The 22,260-nt window shown below is 39.2% G+C and carries 17 protein-coding genes; 5 read left to right on the forward strand and 12 right to left on the reverse strand.

Features of this window, described 5'->3' with window-relative positions; all coding sequences use genetic code 11:
* The first annotated feature begins 71 nt into the window (after positions 1-71).
* Positions 72-371: a hypothetical protein gene (locus J2X77_RS17185; protein ID WP_209579507.1), complete on the forward strand. Its 300-nt coding sequence runs from the start codon at positions 72-74 to the stop codon at positions 369-371.
* Between the two features lie 10 nt (positions 372-381).
* Here the strand turns inward: J2X77_RS17185 and J2X77_RS17190 are convergent, their stop codons facing one another.
* The 3 genes from J2X77_RS17190 to J2X77_RS17200 form a co-directional block, all read right to left on the reverse strand.
* The gene (locus tag J2X77_RS17190) at positions 382-2,133 is read right to left on the reverse strand and encodes an amidohydrolase (protein WP_209579505.1); all 1,752 of its coding nucleotides are present in this window, start codon (positions 2,131-2,133) and stop codon (positions 382-384) included.
* Positions 2,134-2,307: 174 nt separating this feature from the next.
* Complete coding sequence (locus J2X77_RS17195; protein WP_209579503.1) at positions 2,308-3,009, reverse strand: HAD family hydrolase; 702 nt, start codon at positions 3,007-3,009, stop codon at positions 2,308-2,310.
* A 23-nt stretch (positions 3,010-3,032) separates the two neighbouring features.
* Positions 3,033-3,521, reverse strand: a complete 489-nt coding sequence (locus tag J2X77_RS17200) for an NUDIX domain-containing protein (RefSeq protein ID WP_209579501.1) — start codon at positions 3,519-3,521, stop codon at positions 3,033-3,035.
* A gap of 143 nt (positions 3,522-3,664) precedes the next feature.
* Here J2X77_RS17200 and J2X77_RS17205 point away from each other — a divergent pair, with 143 nt between their 5' ends.
* A complete protein-coding gene (locus J2X77_RS17205) occupies positions 3,665-5,242 on the forward strand; it encodes a Na+/H+ antiporter (RefSeq protein WP_209579500.1) in 1,578 nt (525 codons plus the stop codon).
* A gap of 76 nt (positions 5,243-5,318) precedes the next feature.
* On the opposite strand, the gene J2X77_RS17210 is transcribed toward J2X77_RS17205, so the two are convergent.
* Positions 5,319-5,585 (reverse strand): hypothetical protein, encoded by a 267-nt coding sequence (locus J2X77_RS17210; protein WP_209579498.1) that lies wholly within the window; start codon positions 5,583-5,585, stop codon positions 5,319-5,321.
* A 115-nt stretch (positions 5,586-5,700) separates the two neighbouring features.
* On the opposite strand from J2X77_RS17210, the gene J2X77_RS17215 reads away from it, so the two are divergent.
* Both J2X77_RS17215 and J2X77_RS17220 read left to right on the forward strand, forming a co-directional pair.
* The gene (locus J2X77_RS17215; RefSeq protein WP_209579496.1) at positions 5,701-6,360 is read left to right on the forward strand and encodes a FadR/GntR family transcriptional regulator; all 660 of its coding nucleotides are present in this window, start codon (positions 5,701-5,703) and stop codon (positions 6,358-6,360) included.
* A 73-nt stretch (positions 6,361-6,433) separates the two neighbouring features.
* Positions 6,434-7,657: an MFS transporter gene (locus J2X77_RS17220; protein ID WP_209579494.1), complete on the forward strand. Its 1,224-nt coding sequence runs from the start codon at positions 6,434-6,436 to the stop codon at positions 7,655-7,657.
* A gap of 40 nt (positions 7,658-7,697) precedes the next feature.
* Here the strand turns inward: J2X77_RS17220 and J2X77_RS17225 are convergent, their stop codons facing one another.
* The 8 genes from J2X77_RS17225 to J2X77_RS17260 all read right to left on the reverse strand — a co-directional run bounded on the left by J2X77_RS17225 (position 7,698) and on the right by J2X77_RS17260 (position 20,490).
* On the reverse strand, positions 7,698-9,575 hold the full coding sequence (locus J2X77_RS17225; RefSeq protein WP_209579492.1) for a RagB/SusD family nutrient uptake outer membrane protein: 1,878 nt from the start codon (positions 9,573-9,575) through the stop codon (positions 7,698-7,700).
* Positions 9,576-9,602: 27 nt separating this feature from the next.
* The gene (locus tag J2X77_RS17230) at positions 9,603-12,818 is read right to left on the reverse strand and encodes a TonB-dependent receptor (protein WP_209579491.1); all 3,216 of its coding nucleotides are present in this window, start codon (positions 12,816-12,818) and stop codon (positions 9,603-9,605) included.
* Between the two features lie 541 nt (positions 12,819-13,359).
* Positions 13,360-14,247 carry a polysaccharide deacetylase family protein gene (locus tag J2X77_RS17235; RefSeq protein ID WP_310081789.1) on the reverse strand — a complete coding sequence of 296 codons (888 nt, stop codon included), beginning with the start codon at positions 14,245-14,247 and terminating at the stop codon, positions 13,360-13,362.
* 263 nt (positions 14,248-14,510) lie between these two features.
* Positions 14,511-15,263, reverse strand: coding sequence for a succinate dehydrogenase/fumarate reductase iron-sulfur subunit (locus J2X77_RS17240; RefSeq protein WP_209579487.1), 753 nt, complete (start codon positions 15,261-15,263; stop codon positions 14,511-14,513).
* Between the two features lie 11 nt (positions 15,264-15,274).
* Positions 15,275-17,191 (reverse strand): fumarate reductase/succinate dehydrogenase flavoprotein subunit, encoded by a 1,917-nt coding sequence (locus tag J2X77_RS17245; protein WP_209579485.1) that lies wholly within the window; start codon positions 17,189-17,191, stop codon positions 15,275-15,277.
* Between the two features lie 12 nt (positions 17,192-17,203).
* Positions 17,204-17,860: a succinate dehydrogenase cytochrome b subunit gene (locus J2X77_RS17250; protein WP_209579484.1), complete on the reverse strand. Its 657-nt coding sequence runs from the start codon at positions 17,858-17,860 to the stop codon at positions 17,204-17,206.
* 15 nt (positions 17,861-17,875) lie between these two features.
* Positions 17,876-19,306 carry an anion permease gene (locus J2X77_RS17255; RefSeq protein WP_209579482.1) on the reverse strand — a complete coding sequence of 477 codons (1,431 nt, stop codon included), beginning with the start codon at positions 19,304-19,306 and terminating at the stop codon, positions 17,876-17,878.
* 20 nt (positions 19,307-19,326) lie between these two features.
* A complete protein-coding gene (locus tag J2X77_RS17260; RefSeq protein ID WP_209579480.1) occupies positions 19,327-20,490 on the reverse strand; it encodes a porin in 1,164 nt (387 codons plus the stop codon).
* 313 nt (positions 20,491-20,803) lie between these two features.
* Between J2X77_RS17260 and J2X77_RS17265 the strand changes: the two genes are divergently transcribed.
* On the forward strand, positions 20,804-22,195 hold the full coding sequence (locus J2X77_RS17265; protein ID WP_209579478.1) for a hypothetical protein: 1,392 nt from the start codon (positions 20,804-20,806) through the stop codon (positions 22,193-22,195).
* Positions 22,196-22,260 lie beyond the last annotated feature (65 nt).

Here is a 22,260-nt window from a genome sequence, read left to right on the forward strand (position 1 = left end):
GTAACATCAATTTAAAGTTTTTTGAACAATTTGAACTGAGGAACTGTTCAACTAATAAAAAAATCAGAGCAATGAATACACGAATTGGATTAATGATCACAGCAGCAGCTGGTGTTGCTGCATTTATTTACAGCCGTTGGAAAAAACGATTTGTAAATATCAATACGGAGAAAGACCATCAACACGAAAAGAGCAATCTATCCTATCCACCTAAATGGCACAATCAAATCAAAAACCTTCCAGACATAGATGCTGCAGATATTGTTTCGTTGCAGTATGCTAATTCATCCATATCTTCCAACAGTAATGAGGTTGCACAAAACCTCGCTAAACATGTGCCCTACCACCAAAGAGGTAAAAGGCATCACTAGGAGGATTACGTTAAAGAGAATTAAAAGGGTTCTCTAAATCTCGCTTAAAAACTGACTTGCCTTCTTTGATCGTTTCTACAACGATGATATCTCTTAATTTTAGAGGATCTATTGTTAACGGATTCTGATTCAAAATAACCAGGTCGGCTAACTTCCCTACCTTCAGAGACCCTTTACTTTTTTCCTCTTGGTATTGATACGCCGCATTTATCGTAATTGCTTTTAACGCATCCCATACGCTAATACGTTCTCCTGGCCCTAATACCATTCCGCTCCGCGTTATACGGTTGACAGCGGCGTACACCCCAGTCATTAAATCAGGTGGTGTTACAGGACTATCATGATGGATAGTAAAAAGTATTCCAGCAGTTTTTGCTGATTGCGCGGGACTTATAAAAGAGGCACGTTTTGGGCCAAAAACACTTTGATAATGCCAGTCGCCCCACAAATATACATGGGATGAAAAATAAGACGGTATAACGCCAATTTTTTTTATCTTAGTGATATGATCAGGTCTGCTGTTTTGCACGTGTATTAACGTCGCTCTGAGTTCGGGCTTGTAAACCCCTTTATTTTTCAGTTTTTCGATCACCCGAATCGCCTGATCAATAGCCGCATCACCATTGACGTGGAGTTGCGCCGTAATATCGTGTGAAAATATTGTTTTCAGATCATTGTATAGAGCTTCGTCCGAAAATATTGGAAAGCCTTTATAATCTGTCGACTGGCCTTGTGGAGGAACGAGATAGGGTGCTGTTAACCACGCTGTTTTTCCCTGCGGAGAACCATCGTTTGAAAATTTAAAACCGCCAAATTTCAAACGCTTTTCGTATATCATATAATTAGATTTAAAGGAATTCCAATCTGACTTGTTGGCTTCGAAATCTGGAAAATAGATCACGTCTGCCTTAAGAAGATTTTTTGAAGCGGCTTCTTTTAAGAGTTCAATATTCCCTCCCATCGAACGCCCGTCGCAGATCGTTGTCTGACCATAACTAAGCCACTCGTCTTGCGCTTTAACAAAATCTTTAAGCGATTGAGATAGTTCGTCTTTAGCCTCTCTGGGCTTGGGCAACAAGGCTGTCAGCTTTATTAATGCCGCAAAGGAGGCATTTTCTTCCAACTTACCATTTAAGCGATTATCGGAACTTCGCCCGTAATGCCCTCCCTCTGGATCCTTGACGTTTTCTGTAATATTTAGCAAGGTTAGCATAGCGCTATTAACAACACTCGCATGACCAGAAGAATGGATGACAATAATAGGATGTGTAGTGCTAACCGCATCTAGTTCCTGACGGGTAGGATGACGATGTTCATGCATAATAGCATCGTCATAGCCGTTTCCCAATATTGGCGCAACAGATCCGGGTTTCATCCGATCTATTACCATTTTTAATGTCTTTTGAAGATCCGGCATGGAATTTACGGTTCCATAAGGGCTTGGAGAAAGATCTATTGCTTGTTCCATCCCGGCTCTTGAAGTGATATGCCCATGAGCATCAATAAAACCAGGAAGTAGGGTTTTACCCTTTAAATCAATTCGCTTTGTATTGTCTTTTATGTAGTTATACGCTTCCTTTTGGCTTCCAACAAAAATGATTTTACTTTCCTTTAATACTAGAGCTTCTGCTTCCGGAAAATCCTCTTCCATCGTAACAATATTTCCGCCGAAATATACAACATCTCCTTTTTGCTGATTACTCTTACAGCCTAAAAAAATTAAGAAAAAAAGGAAAATGATTACGTTTCTAATTGTTTCCATGTGACCGGTTAATAATGTTTTCTAATAACAATGAAGTATCTTCATTGTTTTAATGTTATTAAAACGACCAATCTACAAACGGAAATTTAACTATTGAATGGCGATATTAGTTGGGTCCTTCAAGTTAAAAAAAGTGATTTTACAACAAACGCTTAACGAGATCTATATCTTTAACTAAAGCAAGATTGGTAGCAATTGATCTAAACTGTCTATCTGTAGAAAACTACTCGGCTTTATTTCATCGCTTGCTTGTTCATGGGACCACGTTACGTGATACGGAATATGTATTGCCTGTCCGCCAATTTCCAAAACGGGTAGAATATCGGAATTTATTGAATTTCCTATCATCATGAAATTCTCGGCCGGACATTCAATTTTGCTTAATAATTTCGTATAATCCTCACTTTTTTTGTTACTCATAATCTCAACATGATGAAAATATTTTTGAAGAGGCGAATTCTTCAACTTTCTTTCCTGATCCAACAGATCGCCCTTTGTCGCTACAATCAATTTGTAATGTGCACTAAGTTGTACCAACGTATCCTCTATGCCATCCAATAATTCAATCGGCATTTTTAATAAACACTGTCCAATTTCTATAATTTTGTTTACTATGCTCAAAGGCAGTTGGCCAGCAGAAATACGGCTGGCAGTTTCTATCATACAAAGAATAAAACCTTTTACGCCATATCCGTAAAGCGACAGGTTGTTCATTTCCGTCTTAAATAGTTCCTGCGAAATTGCATGCTGCGGAAGATAGTTCTCTAACAGTGCGCAGAAATCATGTTCTGCTTTTTGAAAATAGGGTTCATTTACCCATAATGTATCATCAGCATCAAAGGCAATGATTTTAATCGCGTCTTTATTAACAGTCATTTTTCTTATTCAATTAAAACATTCTAAATAAGCTTAGTATTGCTATACTGCTCCCATAGTCCCGTCAAGTTTACGGCTGAGTCATAGGTAGCATTAAGAGCGAAATGCTTTTTCTTTGCCACATAATCATAGATATAGAGATCGGTTATTGGCGTCGGAATAGCGGATAAATCCGCTGCTGAAACCCATTCTAAATCTCCTTCATTACAATACGGTACATCGACAAATTCGATGTCTGATACATATACGTAACTGATCCAATTGTAATTAACTGGAGAAGTTTCTGTCAAAATACCACGAAACTGTTTTGAAGTTATATGGATACCTGTTTCTTCGATTACCTCTCGCTCAACAGCCGCATCAGGATTTTCAAAGGGGTCTATTTTTCCACCAACAGGAACGTACATATCCTTGTTGGGTTCTTTTAAGCGTCTTAATAATAGGAATTTATCTTTATTTCTCAAGATACATAGTGTTGCGACTCGTTTCAAACCGATCACTTCGTTCTCCATCTTTTTTCTGTTTCTAACAAAAATAGGAAAAGATGCGACAGTCTTCAAGAAATATTTCTTCCAATTTTCAATAAGCAGATCAGCCCTCTTTTTTGAAAGAATTTTGGAAATTTGATTTATATTTATATACCTAAAGTTTATATATGTTAGAAAATTTTGAATTCTATCTATTTGTGCTCCTATTGATCACGATGCTGATCTTACTGGCGAGAAAAATTCAGGTTGCCTACCCCGTTTTACTTGTATTAGCCGGACTTGTAATTAGTTTTATACCAGGAGTTCCTACTATAAAAATAGAGCCCGAATTAATATTTATTATTTTTTTACCTCCACTTTTGTACGAGGCTGCTTGGTCAACGTCATGGAAAGAACTGTGGCGATGGCGTAGGATTATATTTAGCTTTGCCTTCGTTGTGGTCTTTTTTACAGCCTTATCGGTTGCCGTATTTGCTAACTATTTTATCCCAGGATTCTCCTTAGCACTTGGATTTTTATTGGGAGGAATAGTTTCACCGCCTGACGCGGTTAGTGCTGGTGCAATTTTAAAATTCGTAAAAGTACCCAAAAGATTGGCTTCCATTCTGGAAGGTGAAAGTTTATTGAACGATGCTTCCTCATTAATAATCTTCAGATTCGCAATGATCGCCGCAGCTACAGGACAATTTGTATTGTACCAAGCTGCCGGAAGCTTTATTTGGATGTGCGTTGGCGGTGTAGCAATAGGGCTTGCAATCGCATATGTTTTCCTTAAAATGCACAAACTTTTGCCCACCGATTCAAATACAGACTTATTGCTAACTTTCATAGCGCCTTTCTCCATGTATTTGATCGCAGAACAACTTCACGCTTCCGGCGTTTTGGCAGTGGTAAGTGGCGGATTATTTTTATCCTATCGCAGCCACGACTTTTTGAGTAGCGCATCCCGAATCCGCACTGTAACAGTATGGGAAAGCTTCTGCTTTTTATTGAATGGTATTGTCTTTATGCTTATCGGATTAGATTTACCTGAAATTGTTTCGGGATTGGGAGACACCAATATTTCTACCGCGATTGGCTACGGTGTAGCCGTAACAATAGTCCTTATTCTCGTCAGAATTTTCGCTGGATATGCTGCGGTAATCACCACTTTAGTAATGAAACATTTCATAACAGTCGCCGATGCCCAATCACCAGGTTGGCAAACTCCAATGATTATTGGTTGGACCGGAATGCGTGGTGTAGTTTCTCTGGCGGCAGCTCTGTCTATTCCCTTAACACTGGCGGATGGTACCCCTTTTCCACAAAGAAACCTTATTCTTTTTATCACATTTGTCGTCATTCTTTTAACCTTAGTCGTTCAAGGATTAACACTTCCTTTTATATTAAGAACAATCAAATTAGTAGATAGAGATTTTGTCCGAAGCGAGAAGGAAATCGATTATGAAATTCAGAATAGGCTAGCTCAAGTTGCTGTCGATAAAATTCGAAATGACTACGCCGACAAAATTGAAAATTTTCCGACCTTAAAGGATCAGTTGGATAAGTATGAAAATCAATTGCGGAGCTCTGAAATTATCATTAATTATGCAGAATATCGCAAAATATATATTGACATTCTTGAAACGCAACGCATGTGGCTTATCAATAAAAATCGTGAGGAGCTTTTACTAGACGAAGAAATTATTAAGAAGCACCTTCGTTTATTGGATCTTCAGGAAGAAAGATTAAATATGAAGAGCTAGGTCTTGTACAATCAGATCACCTAATTTTCATGATCGGCAATAAAAATATTGACCGATCATGAATAAAAAAAGCTGATTAATCTTCATCCAGGTAAATACCATGAACGACAAATTTAATATCCTTGTTGAAAACAATCATATCTTCAACATCTTCAGAATCTATAGGGTAAAGGGTGTCAAGCCCTCCCCCATCCAACAGTTCCGAATCTGGTATAAGTTCAAAAAAGGTGACTCCATTAACAACAGATAGTTCCTCCACTTTGATATAAGAAACATTTTGGCTTCTCCAAAGTGCCAAAATATCAGTAGAAAATAACTGATAATTACTAGCTTGATTTGACATGGATGCAAATTAAGAAAAAAGTGGCGCAATTCACCTGTCCCAAAAATTTTTCCACTTCTGAACTAATTGTAAAACAAATTCTACTAACTTTGCAATCATCAGATGATGTGATTATATGAAGAATGATGCTATTATAAGGAAATCGCTAGCAGAGGAAGTTGCTACTGCAATTGAAGAAAAAATCAAAATGGGCACTTTTCCGGTAGAGTCAAAACTTCCCACGGAACCTGAATTAATGAAGCAATTTGCTGTGGGTAGATCAACAATTCGCGAAGCTGTTAAATACTTGTGCCAGTCTGGCTATCTAACTGTACAACAGGGGTTGGGAACATTTGTGAAGAGTTCAATAGGACATCACGCCTTGGATGCCAAAATTGAAAAAGGAAATTTTGATGATATCTTCGAAGTTAGGCAAGTATTGGAGATTAGAATTATTGAAAAATCTGCAGTGAATAGGACAACTAAGGGGCTGAAAGATATGGCTTCGGCGCTAAAGAATAGACTAAAATATGCAGAGTTGAATAATCTGATAGCCTGTGTCGAAGCTGATATAGCTTTTCATAGTGCAATTGCAGAATCTTGCGGAAATGGCATTTTAACAGCACTATATACAACATTATCGGTGCATGTCAATAAGTTCTTTATGTCCATATATAAAGACACCACTCCCTTCCTATCATCTCAAAAACAACATGAAGAGTTAATGTTGGCGATTAAAGATAGGGATGTCAAACGGGCGGTCGACATCGCTAATCGAATTATAAAACAACTATAATTACTTAATAATAATTTTCAAAATCAAATTTAACAATCCGCTATCAATTTAGCAACAAACATCTGATGACCTGATGAAAAGTCCTCTAAAAATTAAAACCTTAAATCAACGTGGTTCTTGGAATAGTTCCGGCACCGTGTACCCAATCTTATTTGCCATCAGTGCATCACATCTGCTCAACGATTTAATTCAATCTGTCATTCCCGCGGTATATCCGATGCTAAAATCGAATTATGCGCTTACTTTTACACAAATTGGTATTATAACATTGGTATTTCAACTGACGGCTTCTATCTTGCAGCCATTTGTTGGCTTGTATACCGATAAAAATCCCACACCTAGATCCTTAGCCATTGGCATGTTATTCTCATTGATGGGGTTAATTTGTATTTCTTTTGCTTCAAACTTCCTGTATATTCTATTGTCTGTAAGTCTCATTGGCATGGGATCTTCTATATTCCATCCTGAAGCTTCACGTGTAGCACATTTAGCTTCAGGTGGAAAAAAAGGTCTTGCACAATCCATTTTTCAAGTTGGTGGAAACGCAGGTGGTGCCATTGGGCCCCTCCTTGTAGCACTCATTGTAATTCCTTTTGGTCAAAATTACATTGGCTTATTCGGCGTATTGGCAATCGTTGCAGTCGTGATATTGACCTACGTTGGGAAGTGGTATCAAATTCATCTCAAACCTAAAACAGAGGTTATACCGGCAAATCAGCCAACATCGAAACTACCAAAATCAAAGATAATTTTTGCCTTGGGGATTCTATTGGTGCTGATTTTTTCCAAATATTTTTACATGGCCTCGATGACCAGCTACTTCACTTTCTATCTGATCAATAAGTTTCATGTTTCAGTTCAGGAATCTCAAATTTACCTCTTTGTATTTCTCGCCTCGGTTGCTGCGGGAACAATATTAGGCGGACCATTAGGAGATCGTTACGGTCGAAAGCTCATTATCTGGGTTTCGATTCTCGGTGCCGCACCGTTTACGCTACTTTTACCACATGCAGGTCTTGAAGCGACAATTATCCTTTCAATATCAATTGGCCTTATAATCTCCTCTGCTTTTTCAGCAATCCTAGTTTATGCAACAGAGCTCATCCCGGGGAAAGTGGGCATGATCGCTGGCTTATTTTTCGGTTTTGCATTTGGAATGGGGGGAATTGGTTCTGCTCTATTGGGGTGGTTAGCAGACCGTACCTCCATTGAGCACGTATTTAGCATTTGCGCCTACCTCCCATTGATTGGTATTGTGACCGGATTATTACCCAAAATGAATCATCCTAAGAAATAACGTTAAAAAGGCCTCCATTTATAATGAAGGCCTTTCTGAATTAATATCCGGGATTTTGAATTAATTTCGTATTTCTATTAATCTCGTCCCGATGCAAAGATGTAAAATACATCTTGTCATCCCAGTTTCGGTTTTCAATTCCTGGATCAATATCCGATACAACATATTTATAGGTGTAACTGCTTGGATCGTATTTGTATTGTGTCACACTTTTGCCTGCCTTAAGAGTTCCAGTAATATTGATAATATTTGCCTTCCGGCCGATTGTTTCTGCAGCTATCATCCAACGTCTTGCGTCAAAGAAGCGATGCTCCTCATAAGCTAACTCTACACGACGTTCGTTTCGATAGCGTGCTTTTAACGCCGCTCCACTCTCACTACTAGGTATTGCAGGCATTCCAGCTCTAAACCGAACTTTATTCATCCATATTTTAGCCTCGCCTTCCTCACCTAACTCCAGACATGCCTCGACGTAGTTTAATACCGCTTCCGTATAACGAAACATCGGCCATGGAATACGTTGTCTTGTATTTTGGTCTTCCATTGTAGGATCTGGATCAGTAAATTTACGGATATAATAGCCCGTTCGGGAGCCATTCCAATCTTCAATAGGGCTCTTTCTTGTGTCGAGACCAAAATGTGTGGTTTTTTGACCTTGTGCATTAACAACCTCATATTGCCCTGTCTGAATCTGGTTTACCTTATCCCGGGCGGCAACATCAGCTGTTCGAGGTTTCCAGTCTGCACCATCATACAATAGAGTTGCCTTCAAACGCGGATCACGATTTTGATAAGGATTAGCTGCCATAGTTGGATTTGACCAATCGAACTTTTCACCGGCAATCGTCTCGTAATCATCTACCAACAATTGTATTGGCGTATTTCCAGCCCAATTGTGGTAGCCATTCGGTCCATTGTCGCGACCTACCCAACCACCGCGTTCATCTTTTTCATCGATAAAAAATCGCCCCAAAATAATGTCTTTAGCCGCCGTAAAGTCAACTGTTTTACTCCCCCCTCCTAAGGAAAGAGCCATGTAATTAATCGCTCCATCAGCAGCCGAAACAGGCTGATTTAAATCAAGTTTATAGGCAAATTCGCTATGATCAATGACAGCCTTGGCAGCGGCCTTTGCTTTTGTCCAACGATCTGTTTGATTACCTGTGGTATACATTAGGTATTCTGGGTTTTTATATCCTGCTAATAATGTAGATTTTGATTTTGCTTTATTTGCATCGTGAAGGTCACTAGCGGCATACAACAAAACTCTTGATTTTAATGCCAGTACAGCAGCTTCGCTCGCCCGTCCTTTTACTTGAGATGCCCCTTTCAAAAGCTGAGCCGCGTTGTCAAGATCTTTAACTATGGCATCGACACATTCCTCATAGGTATTTCTAGGAACCATGTAATCTTTATCGTTCAGCGTATAGATCTTATTATCGATCGGTATTCCGCCATAGTAACGTAACAACTGCTGATAATAATAAGCACGTAAGAAATAGGCCTCCCCTAAAAGTTTATCTGCCTTTGTTTTATCAAATTTGGCTTCTGTTAAATTAGAAATCGCAATATTAGTCGCCCGGATGCGTGTATACATGCGCCCATATTCATAAGTTTCCATAATATAGCCCTGATCGGCAGGATTCGAGCGCGATTCAGTAACTGTATTTATTCCCCGGTTTGGATGGGTGAATAGTGCTTCATCTGTCATCGAAGCCATTTGCTGTTCATAAAATCCACCTACTCCAAATCCATTATAAATTTCAGTCACAAAAGCTTCTGATAAGCCCGCGTCTGACCACACCACCTCCTGTGGCACTTCACTAAGTGGCTTTGTACTTACAAAATCATCATTACAAGCGTGTAATGTTGCAGATAATACAAGTAGCATGAGTGATATATTTGTAATCTTTTTCATCTTCTTTTTCTTTTAAATTCGGGTTGATTAAAACGATAACAACGCGCCCAGATTGATTAATCTTGCTTGCGGATAATATTGTCCTAATGCATTCACAGCTTCCGGATCATACATTTTGATTTTACTCCAAGTAATGAGGTTCATTCCATTCGCAAATAAACGCAATGAGCCTATACCAATTTTATTGCATATACTAGAGGATAGATTATATCCTAATTCTACATTCTTAAGTCGGAGGTAATCTGTACTTCGCATCCAATACGTGTTATTATAGGAATAATATTGATTACCGCGGTCTGTTAAACGTGGATATACACTGCTCGGGTTACTGATACTCCAGCGGTTTTCGTAGAATTCCTCCACAAAATTTCCAATAGATCCAGACTCATCTGTACCGACACGGATCTCTCCGCCTGTAGCCCCCTGAAATAATACCGATAAGTCAAAATCTTTATAGGTAAGGCTAAAATTGAAACCGCCTTGAAATGTTGGATCACTATTTTTATCGCGTCTAACTTTATCATCGGGTGTGATTTTTCCGTCACCGTTGTAATCTTTGTACTTCATGTCACCAGGACGTAGAGTCTTTGTTATGGCGCTATAATCTAACTGATTGTTTGCAATATCATTTAAATCTTTGAATACGCCATCATAGATATAATAGATATCAGTTTTTATTGGCTTTCCTGTACTCTGCTGCCATGCTGGCGCTCCTGGTGCCTCATCCCAGAAGATAATTTTATTCTTCGCATACCCACCGTTAACGCCTACAGTATAACCAAGTTCCCCGACTTTACCATGATAACCGAGATTAAACTCCCATCCTTTATTATCGACCTTACCGATATTCTCGGCTGGGAGCGTCATTCCTGTACTCTGCGGTATGGACGCATTTTTGCGCCATAAAATTGAATTACGCCGGTTTTTGAAGATGTCAAATTCCAAGTTCAACTTGCCCTGAAGAAACTGAAAATCAAATCCGAGATTGTAATTATTGGCTACTTCCCAAGTAATCATTTCATTTGGTACACGACTTTCGTAAAGAGACTTGGCTAACTTGTCATTTACGATATACGTTCCAAAAGAATACGTGGAAAAATATTGATATTCTTGTAATTTATCATCATAATAGATGTTATCATTTCCCATCTGGCCGTACGAAGCACGGATTTTAAAATAATTAATTACAGGTACATTTTCCTTCCAGAAATTTTCTTCTGACACGACCCATCCAGCCATTGCCCCAGGGAAGAACCCGAATCGCTCCTTTTCAGGAAACATGTAAGAACCGTCGTAACGCCACAAGAGTTCGGCGATATATTTACTTTTATAGTTATAACCAAACCGACCAAAATAATTTAGACGAGCGCGCTTCCATGCCGCACCGTCGTTATTTTTTTCCTGTTCCCCGCCGGCGAAAAGATAATCAATCGCATTGGAAAGAAAGTAGCGGCGATAAGCACTGAATTTATCGTTATCAATTGTTTCTCTATTGATACCCGCAATGGCATTCACTTGATGGTTTCCAAATTTCCGGTCAAAGCTCAAAATACCACCAAGCAAGATGTTTAATTGATCTTCATTGCTTTGATTCAGATTCGGATCCGCAGGACCACGTCGCCCAGGGACCAGTTGTGGTGTTTCCCCATCAGCTTCATATGCACCCTGCCACGAATATAATGTCCAAGGTATCACCCACGTTTTTTGGTTTTTCACATATTTGTCTACAGATGCATTCAGTGTTAGCTTCAGACCATCAACCCATGGATTAGTTATTTCAACCTGTCCATTCGTTTGGAAATAATAGCGTTTGTCCCTATCATATCCTGTGGCATTAGTAGTGATAACAACGGGGTTTTCACCGTTTTCTATATCTGGCCCTGGCATACCGTTTGGCCAAATTGCAGGTTGAGTGGGATTTCCGCGCATGAGCATTCTGAAGATTGTACCAGCAGTTTTTGTTGGAAAATTGCGATTTTCCTGTCTCCCTAATACGCCGAATTGCGTTTTTATATATTGACTTATATTAGCATCGAGATTAATTCGCAAATCATATTGTTTATAGCCTGTGGCGGAGTTCTTGTAGTATGCATCCTGATTTTGATAGCCCAGGGACATCAAATATTTGACATCCTCAGTACCTCCATTGATCTGAAGATTGTGGCGTTGTTGCGGCGACCAATCTTTTAGGGTAGACTTATACCAATCTGTATTTGGATGGCCCCAAGGATCAGACCCGTCGCGGTATTTTTGGATATCCTCGGGTTTAAAAGGTGCATCTAATACTCCACCATCTTTTTTAATATAACTCCCTTTATCCGTTATTGCGCTATATGCTGCAGACCATTCGTCGACCGATAGGTTATAGATCTCAAGTTCATTTCTAATTTCAGCAAATTGAGCAGCAGTGGTCAATTTGGGGATTACTGTAGGTTGGGAATATCCCTGATTAAAAGTGTAGGAAAATTGTGGCTTGCCTGTTTTTCCTCTTTTCGTAGTGACAAGAATAACGCCGTTAGCTGCACGGGCGCCATAAATTGCTGCGGAAGCATCTTTAAGTACCGATATATTTTCAATATCACGGGGATTAAGCCGCTCGATTCCGCCTTCACGCGCCGGAACACCGTCAATTACCACCAAAGGACTGCTATTCCCTAACGTATTTGTCCCGCGGATCTTGATGTTAGATCCATCATAACCGGGCTCAGCACTCCCATTGGTCGCTGTGACACCAGGTACCCGGCCTGTTAACGCATTTGAGATGTTTAATGCGGGTGATTTGGCAAGATCACTCCCTTTAACTGTCGCGACAGACCCAGTCACAGTCTCCTTTTTTTGCTTTCCGTAACCTACCACGATAACCTCTTCCAAACTAGATTGTGAATTGAGTAGAATGACGTCAACAATACGTCTTCCCTTTATAGCTTCATCCATAGATAGCTTACCAACCATTCGAAAATTGAGCGTACCAGTACTTGGCACTTTATCCAATGTGTATTTACCTTCGTTGTCGGTTTTAGTCGCTAAGTTACTTCCACTTACCGAAATGGTCACTCCTGGAATAGGCATTCCAGCTTCATCGGTCACTTTACCGGTAACACTTAACTCTTGTTGAAAGAAAATTCCATAGCTTGCAAACGTTGCAGCGTCGACGAATTGGGGACTCAATGTGACTAAAGAACACAACGAACCAGTCCAAAACGCTCTCTTCCATTGATTTGAGAAATAATGGCAGTTGATCATAAAAACTGTTTAATGTTTAAATTCTATTTATAATAGTTATTTTTTTTGCTGTGATAAGATTTATCGGTTTAGCATCTTACGACAGCGGTTTATAATTGAATATTCATTTTGAATTTACAAAAATTATGATAAAATACAAGTGTTATTTTTACACTATTTAACATATTTTACACAAACGTTTGTAAATAAGCTATTTGAAATTTCATAAGTAAGCCACCTTTTCGCACAGATCGTAAAATGACTTTAAAAGTTTTTTTAAGGTTGTTTTGACCGCCCTATAACATAGAACTTTACAAGCGATTGCATGAATAAAAACATCTTTACAATATCGAAATTATATTAGTGCAGATAAAATGAAAAGACAGCTTTTCATGCCTTCTAATTACATCTATAATTAATTTAATAAAAATAGCCAAAATTGCTGGATACCGCAGTAATTAAACAGCACTTATTAAGAGATAAGAAAAAAAACTCCAGGAGAGCAAATAGAAAGGTAGGCAATTTAAAACACGCTGTAATCCTTTGATGCCAGCGTGCTTAATTAATACTTAATGGGATAATCTTGCATAAATTCAAATTGGTAGCCTTCGCTTTTGAGTGCATCAATTAACAAAGACAATTCCTGCTGTCCCTTTTTCGTTTGGAACATATCATCATGCATCAAGAAAACGACATTGTTCGGTACCATTGAACTCTTGTTGTTCATATAATTCCTAATGTGACTTAAGGTCGATTCTTGACTCTGAATGGGTGCTCCAGTGACACTATTGAGTCTCCACTCCACATCCCAACCATAAATCGTATATCCATTTTTATGAAGCAAATCCGCCGTACTGGCCCCGTTCTTGAGGTCGATCTTTCGAACATTTTCATAGATCCAGATATTCCTTCCTGGAAGTCGAACGATTTTATGCTTCAAGTTGAGATCTGTTTCATTTTTTTCAAAATCAGCAAAAGCCTTTTGAGGGTTATTATAAAATCTAGAATATTGATTATTTGCGTGTGTATAACTATGATTGTAACACGCTACAAGAGGATTTGATTCATATCGCGCAAGATCACGTTTCCTACCTTTACTCATATTGGCGTGCTTACCAATAAGGAATACGCTAACTTTGATATTTTTCTCCTTCGCAATGGAGTCAATAAAAGCACTACCAATTAATGGACCGTCATCAAAAGTTAAATAAATATGTTTAGGGTGTCTATCAAAAGCTTTACGCAAGGAATCTTTAAGTTCACGCTTTTGCTGTCTTACGGAAATAGGATGCAGACTGTCAACCGTAAAATGAATCTGATTTTTTTGAAGAGAATCCCATCTGTCCAACAAATGCGGTATCTTTTCCTCAACCTTTAATTGCTCTGTAATTGTATCTTTCAGATCCCCCTTTCCTAAAACCTTATTTGAAAAATCTTTACATGACGTCATACTTAACATCACGCTACATGTGAAAATTAAGGCAAACAACCTGCTACACTTCATATCAATCGCTATAACTTTAATGACTTTCTTTTTCCAAAATTAGTATAAAAAACCCTTCTTTCGTCCATAAAATATTTTAAATTCTTTTTCTCTATGTCGATAATACAATGCAATAAACTATGCATCTTTTTTTTATGAAGTAAATTGTATACTTAAAGTCCGATTGAAGAAACAATCGTGCCAGTTTTATAGAATACCATTCATGAAGATCATTGCCGCTTCTTAAAAATCAAAGCTTTGTTATATTCAAAATTCATACGTGCAATATTCAATACGGATATACCTTGAGGACACTCTACCTCACAGGCTTCCGTATTTGAGCAGTGACCGAAAGACTCCATATCCATTTGACTTACCATATTTAAAACCCGCAAGCTACGCTCTTCTTTACCCTGTGGAAGTAAAGCCATATGCGTAATCTTCGCAGCAGTAAAAAGAGCAGCACTACCATTTTTACAGGTCGCTACACAAGCACCACAACCTATACAGGCAGCAGAGTCAAATGCAGATTCCGCTAATTCGTGAGCAATAGGAATAACGGTCGCATCTGGAGCTTGCCCAGTATTAATGGATACAAATCCGCCCGAAGAAATAATTCGGTCAAATGCTGATCGATCCACTTTTAGATCTTTTTTTACCTGAAATGCAGCCGAACGGAAGGGTTCTATAGTTATCGTATCGTTATCGTTAAATGAACGTAAATGTAGCTGGCAGGTGGTGGTATGTTTAAGTGGTCCATGAGCAATTCCATTGATCATCAATCCACACTGACCACAGATGCCCTCGCGACAGTCATGATCGAACTCTATAGGGTCATCGCCTTGCGTAATGAGCTGCTCATTTAAGGTATCCATCATCTCCAAAAATGACATATGGGGATTAAGGTCATTTAAAGTGTAGGTCACTAACTTTCCTGTGGCATTGCGATCCTTCTGGCGCCATATTTTAAGATATAAATCCATAATTGTTCGTTTTATTTGTAGCTTCTTACTGTCGGCTCTATTTCTTCAAAAGTCAAGGGCTCTTTGACTAATTCAGGTTGTTCACTTTCTCCCTTCCAAGACCATGCTGAAATAAATTGGTAATCCGCGTCATTGCGTAATGCTTCACCATCTGCTGTTTGGTATTCTTCCCTAAAATGTGCCCCACAGGATTCGTTCCTTGTCAACGCATCATAACACATCAGTTCGCCGATTTCAAAATAATCCGCTACTCGTCCAGCTTTCTCCAATTCAGTATTTAATGTACTAGCCACACCGCTAACAATGACCTCATTATAAAATTCCTGTTTGAGCTTTTGAATCTCCCCAATTGCATAGCGAAGGCCCTTTTCATTTCGTGACAGCCCACAGTAATCATAAAGTATTTTACCAAGTGTTTTATGAAAATAATCAACAGTTTTCCTACCTTTGATTTTCAAAAATCTATCAATTTGCTTCCTAACCTGTTCCTCTGCACGTACAAATTCAATATGATCTGTAGAAATTTTACCCGTATGGATATCGTTTGCCAGATAATTTGCAATCGTATAGGGTGCAATGAAATAGCCGTCCACAGAAGCTTGAAGTAAAGAATTAGCGCCAAGTCTATTGGCGCCATGGTCTGCAAAATTAGCTTCACCTAAGGCAAATAACCCTGTTAGACTTGTCATCAGTTCATAATCCACCCACAATCCACCCATGGAAAAATGTGCGGAAGGTGAAATCATCATCGGTTCTTTATAAGCATCATATCCGGTTATCTTTTCATACATATCAAATAGGTTACCATACTTCTCTTGTATTTTCTGTTTTCCTTGTTCTCGAATAGCTTTCGCAAAATCAAGATAAACGGCATTTTTAAGCGGACCAATGCCAAAGCCGGCATCGATGCGTTCCTTCGCTGCCCGCGATGAAATATCCCTTGGCGCGAGATTGCCAAATGCGGGATAGCGCCGTTCCAAATAGTAATCCCTTTCTTCTTCGGGGATAGCGTTCGCGTCCCGTGTCTCACCCCTATGTAGTGGAACCCAAATCCTTCCATCGTTACGCAAAGACTCAGACATTAATGTCAATTTAGATTGATAATCGCCAGACTGTGGCAACGATGTGGGATGAATCTGAATCCAGCTCGGCGAGGCCATTAACGCTCCTTTTTTATGCGCTCGCCAGATTGCAGAGCCGTTACAGCCCATTGCCAAGGTAGATAGATAATAAATCTTCCCGTAGCCTCCAGTGGCCAATATAACGGTGTGTGCAGCATGTCGTTGTATTTCTCCGGTGTCGAGATTTCTAACAATAATACCCCGGGCCTTCCCATCAATAACAACAATATCGAGCATTTCGTGCCTAGAGAAAAGCTGTACGGCACCTTTACCCACTTGACGCATAAGCGCCTGATAAGCGCCCAAAAGAAGTTGTTGCCCAGTTTGACCTCTTGCATAGAATGTACGGCTTACCTGAACACCTCCAAAAGATCGATTATTCAGATAACCTCCGTATTCACGGCCAAAGGGAACGCCCTGGGCTACCGCCTGGTCTATCAAATTGAGCGAACACTCGGCCATACGATAAACGTTGGCCTCACGGGCCCGAAAATCTCCCCCTTTGAGCGTATCAACAAACATGCGATAGACACTGTCCCCATCATTTTTGTAATTCTTCGCCGCATTTACGCCACCTTGAGCAGCCACTGAATGCGCCCTTCTTGGACTATCCTGAAAGCAAAAAGATTTTACTTGATAGCCCATTTCGCCAAGCGAAGCAGCTATCGAACTGCCCGCAAGCCCAGTACCCACAACGATAACATCCAGCTTTTTACGATTCGCAGGATTAACAAGCTTGGCAGTTTTTTTATAGAGCGTCCATTTCTGATCCAATGGTCCACCCGGAATTTTTGAATTTAATGCCATGAATTCCCTTCCTTATTTTACTGTAAAAAATATATAAATAGGCATCAATGCAAAACCAATGCTGATGATGACAGAATAGCTGATACCGATGATCTTAAACCATTTAACAAATTTGGGGTGGAATACGCCTAAAGTTCGAATCGCACTATGAATCCCATGAATAAGATGATAGCAGAGAGCAGCCATGGAGAATACGTAAATAACCACATACCACCATTGCTTAAACACCTCTACGACAAGTATGTACAAATCTTTATTGCCCCGATCATCAAGTGGTGGAGCACCAAATTTGTACACATACCAAAAATTTTGAAAATGGATAACCAAAAAGATCAGTATAAGGGTTCCGAGAATTCCCATATTGCGCGAATACCACTTGCTCGCCCTCCCACGGCGATCGGACACATAATTTGCTCCAGCCCTTTTATTATGTAATGTGATCATTAACCCGTCCAAAGCATGTAAAATAATGCTTAGATAAAGTAAATAAGAAATCAATTTAATCAAGATATTGCCTGAAAGAAAATGCGAGTAAGCATTAAATTGTAAATGCGCTTGTTCCTGAGGCAAGAAGAGCTGCAAGTTTCCCAAAAAGTGAATCAGTAAAAAGAATACTAAAAACAATCCCGTCAGACACATGAGCATCTTTTTAGCTAAAGTAGATAACATAATAAGATCTTAATTTTAATAATAACCTATAACTTTCATCCAAAGTCCACCTACCCCCATATAAATCACCAACAATACAATGCCTATTTCAATTCCCCGCAGCCACCAGGATTTTAAATCTACATAACCACTTCCAAAGAACACAGGTGCGGGGCCATGTCCGTAATGCGTTAAGACACCATAGATAGAACCCAGAAATCCGAGCATCATTGCCAGTAACATCGGTGGAATACCTAGTGAAATGCCAACGCCAAGCAAAGCGGCATACATCGCCGCCACATGGGCGGTAGCACTGGCAAAAATGTAATGACTAAAGAAATAAACAAGAATAATGACAGGAAAAGCAATTTGCCAACTTAAATCACCAATCTGTACTTTAATTAAATCACTAAACCAGCCAATGAAACCAAGTTCATTTAAAGAACTAGCCATCATCACTAACACAGCAAACCAAACAATTGTATCCCAAGCACCTTTTTCGGCCTTGACGTCCTCCCAAGTCAATACAGAAGTTAGCAATAGAAGCGTCAATCCTATGAAAGCAGTTGTTGTAGCGTCTATTGAAAAGGAGCCACCAAAAATCCACAATGCCAATAAAATAAAGAATGCCAGCAGCATTAACCATTCGTTTTTGGAAATTGGGCCCATCTCCTTCAGTTTTTGTGCAGCCATTCTAGGAGCGTCACCTGTTTTTTTTAATTCAGGTGGATATAACTTATAAAGAACAAGCGGTACAATAAAAAAAGCAACGATACCAGGAACAAACCCTGCAACTGCCCAAGACATCCAAGTAATGTCTATTCCGAGATTTGCAGCAAATTTTTGACACATTGGATTACTCGCAGTGCCTGTCAAAAACATGGAAGATGCGATCAGATTCATGTAATAACTGTTTAAAGTTAAATAAGATCCTAATTTTCGATGTGTCTCTGGCTTGTCAGGAACTGAATCAAAACTAATCGCCATAGATTTCATAATTGGATAGATAATTCCTCCACCACGAGCAGTATTGCTCGGGATAGCCGGAGCCAGACAGACATCTGCTAAACCCAATCCATAAGCCAGTCCCAGCGAACTCTTTCCAAAAACACGAATGAAAAGAAAAGCAATCCTATTGCCCAGACCAGTTTTGATAAAGCCACGCGCGATAAAAAAAGAGATTCCTATCAGCCAGATAACTTTGTCGCCAAATCCAGTCAAAGCTTTAGTAATGGACTTACCCGCATCTCCAGGAGCCAAGACTTGAGTGAGTGCCGTAAACGCAATAGCCATCATACACATAGTCCCCATGGGCGCAGCTTTTAGAATGATACCGAGAATAGTGGCGGCAAAAATTGCAAATAAATGCCAAGCTTCTGGACGGACGCCTTTCGGTATTGGGATAAACCATAAAATGAGTGCTACCAGAATAGTAATGGCAACATTTTTAATACTGATTTCTTTCATGTTAAATGTAGTTTAATTGGTTAGAATCGACTCTGTACTTGAACGATAAATAAGTTTTTATTGAACTCAGAAGTATTCACAGTTTGCTTTTTATATCGGTCCAATTGCACCCCCAACTGTATCCTTGCCCCATAATTCTTTAAAAACTCTAACCCAAACATTGGCGTGTATGTTTGGTGTGCATTTGCGTGAAGCTTATAATTAGGATCAATGTATTCGTAACGACAAGATAGCTCGAAAGCACTTAAATTGAAATAATTCACTTCGTACCTCAAATTTGGAAGAAAATAAATTCCTCGAACTAAGTAATCACTCAATTTAGAGCTACGAGTATTTTCATTCAACGAATAATACAAATTATGATTAATTGCTTGTTTTGCCTCTAATTGCATATCCAGATTCCAGCGTTTAGCTAAGTTCACATGACCAGTCAAATCGACTCCAAATGCATGTACTTGCCGCTTCATGACTTCACCAATCCCCCCATTAATCCCCAGGTTGAAACCATACCTCTTCGAAAGTCCAAAGACCAATCTAGTAGCATACTGTTTACCGTTATCCATATCAACCACCTGATTCTTTCCATTTCCATTCACGACAGACAAAGAATAACTAAAAGGAACCTCACCGAGATTGGTCTCCCCCGTTGCAGCGACACCTATTTGAAAACTGGCCCAGCCCAGTTTGCCGAATTCGAGATACTGATTTGACCAGTCTAAAGATTTGATAATGTCGATGGGATAGGTTTCCTCAATACCAAACCACGGGCGAAACTGCCCCACAGTAATGGCCAGTTTGGGACTAAAAGTATATTTCAAATAAGCATTTTCAAGTACTTTTGTTTTTGGATCGCTTTTAAAATCGGCAAGATTAGCCAAAACAGCAACCTCAGTACGCTTACTAATTTGAGCACGCATTTGCACGCGCATATACTTCACCATAAAGTTATTATCGGTGCCCGTCCCGTCACTGTGATGCAGTCCATTGACATCCACATCTTTTGTTCCACTCACAAGATATCTCGCCTGAAATAAACCTTTGATCTGAAGCTTGGTATAAATTACATTATCTTTCACTTCCTTAATAGAATCTACTTTGCTCTGCTGTACCGCCGATACTTGCCCTTTAACTAGGTTACATAATAGCAAGCATGCAATAAGGATTGGAATATAGGGTCTCTTCATACCAAAATAAATGAACTTAACCAGTAGCCAGCACCACTTTTGCTGTTAATAATATTATTTCTTTGTGTTAGTCTTATAGAGACAACACAAAGCTTTAGAAAATGTTTTCTTATTTAATGAATTAATAATGGTAAGAAAATCAATCGAATCAGCATATATTAAAACTTAAATTACAAGTTTTTATGTAATTTCACGGCACGCATCACACCAGGAAACTTTTAAATCTGCAGATTCAGCTAATTATAAGTCTTTTGATGTACTTTTCATAGTCTGCATACATTATGCGATGAAACTCTTAGAATAAATAAATATTATGAAGGAAAAATTAATTAGGAATTGTACTATCGCACCATTACTTCTTATCATTACCTGTTTATCATTGCAGGTAGCTCATGCAGCTGACAAAGAAAAGCCAGCGATGTTTTGGACGTGGTTAGATTATAATGTAAATACAAACTTCGATTCCATTTGTCAGGAAATGAACTATCTAGGAATCGATGGTGTAATGTTAAATGCTGCGAGTCCAGACGAATATCGCGTAGCAATTCCAATTGCAAAAAAATACGGCATCCAAGTCATCGCATGGCTTTGGACAATGAACTTAGAACACGACAGAGACAAAGTGCTACAAGAGCACCCCGATTGGTTTAGCGTCAATCGTAACGGAAAAAGTTTGGCCGATACAACGGCATATGTGAGTTATTATAAGTTCCTGTCGCCTGTTGTTCCCGGCGTGAAGGAATACACTCGACAGAAAATTGAATCTTATTGTGAAGTTGAAGGACTTGCCGGTATCTCTATCGATTACAATCGCTATGTAGATGTTGTCCTTCCCACGACACTTTGGCCAAAATACAATATTGTACAGGATCGTGAATATCCAGCTTGGGATTACGGCTATCACCCCATCGCGATAGAAAAGTTTAAAAAACAGTATGGCTATGACCCTAGAGCACAAAAAGATCCATCAAATGATTTAAAATGGCGCCAATTTCGTTGTGACCAGATCACCGAGATAGCCAATATGATTGCTGAGATTGTCCATTCCCATGGTAAAATCATGGCTGCATCACCTTTCCCAACACCAAAAATGGCTGCACGCATGGTACGTCAAGACTGGGGGAAGTGGAATTTAGATCTAGTTTTTCCAATGGTGTATAGCAATTTCTATACGGAAGACTCAAGCTTTATTAGCGATTGTACGGTAGAAAATTTACGTGATAAGGGCGACAATACAACATTGTATTGTGGGCTGATGGCCAAAAATGATGCAGAAATACTGAGCGATATGGATGAGGCGTTGAACAATGGTGCGCAAGGAATCTCTATCTTCACTATCCACAACTTAAAAGATCCTGAGATCAAGAGAAAATTTAGCGCTTATACGGCCGCTGCAAAAGCAAGAAAAGCGCAAAATCATGGAACACTGACACACTCTACCAATGTAAAAATTGAAAATAATCCGTTCAAAAAAGACGGAATAATGAAGTTAGTAAATCAAAAGATACAAGACTTAGTTCGTTCTGAAAACCCCGCAGCACGCCAGATCGTGTTATCAAAATATAAGAAAATTGATGCTTACGATGTCACGAGAAAATACCTCGTAACGGATAAGATAAGTAAAAAGAGCTTTTACGTGACTTTCTTTTTCTATGGAGAAATACTCTCAGGCTGGAATGTCGACCCCGTGCCAAGTACTGTCTAATTATCCATATAGTAAAAGATGCTAAAATTTACATATTTCAGCATCTTTTAATTTTTCATGCACTG

The sequence above is a fragment of the Sphingobacterium sp. 2149 genome, from assembly GCF_031455655.1.
Classification (GTDB): Bacteria; Bacteroidota; Bacteroidia; order Sphingobacteriales; family Sphingobacteriaceae; genus Sphingobacterium.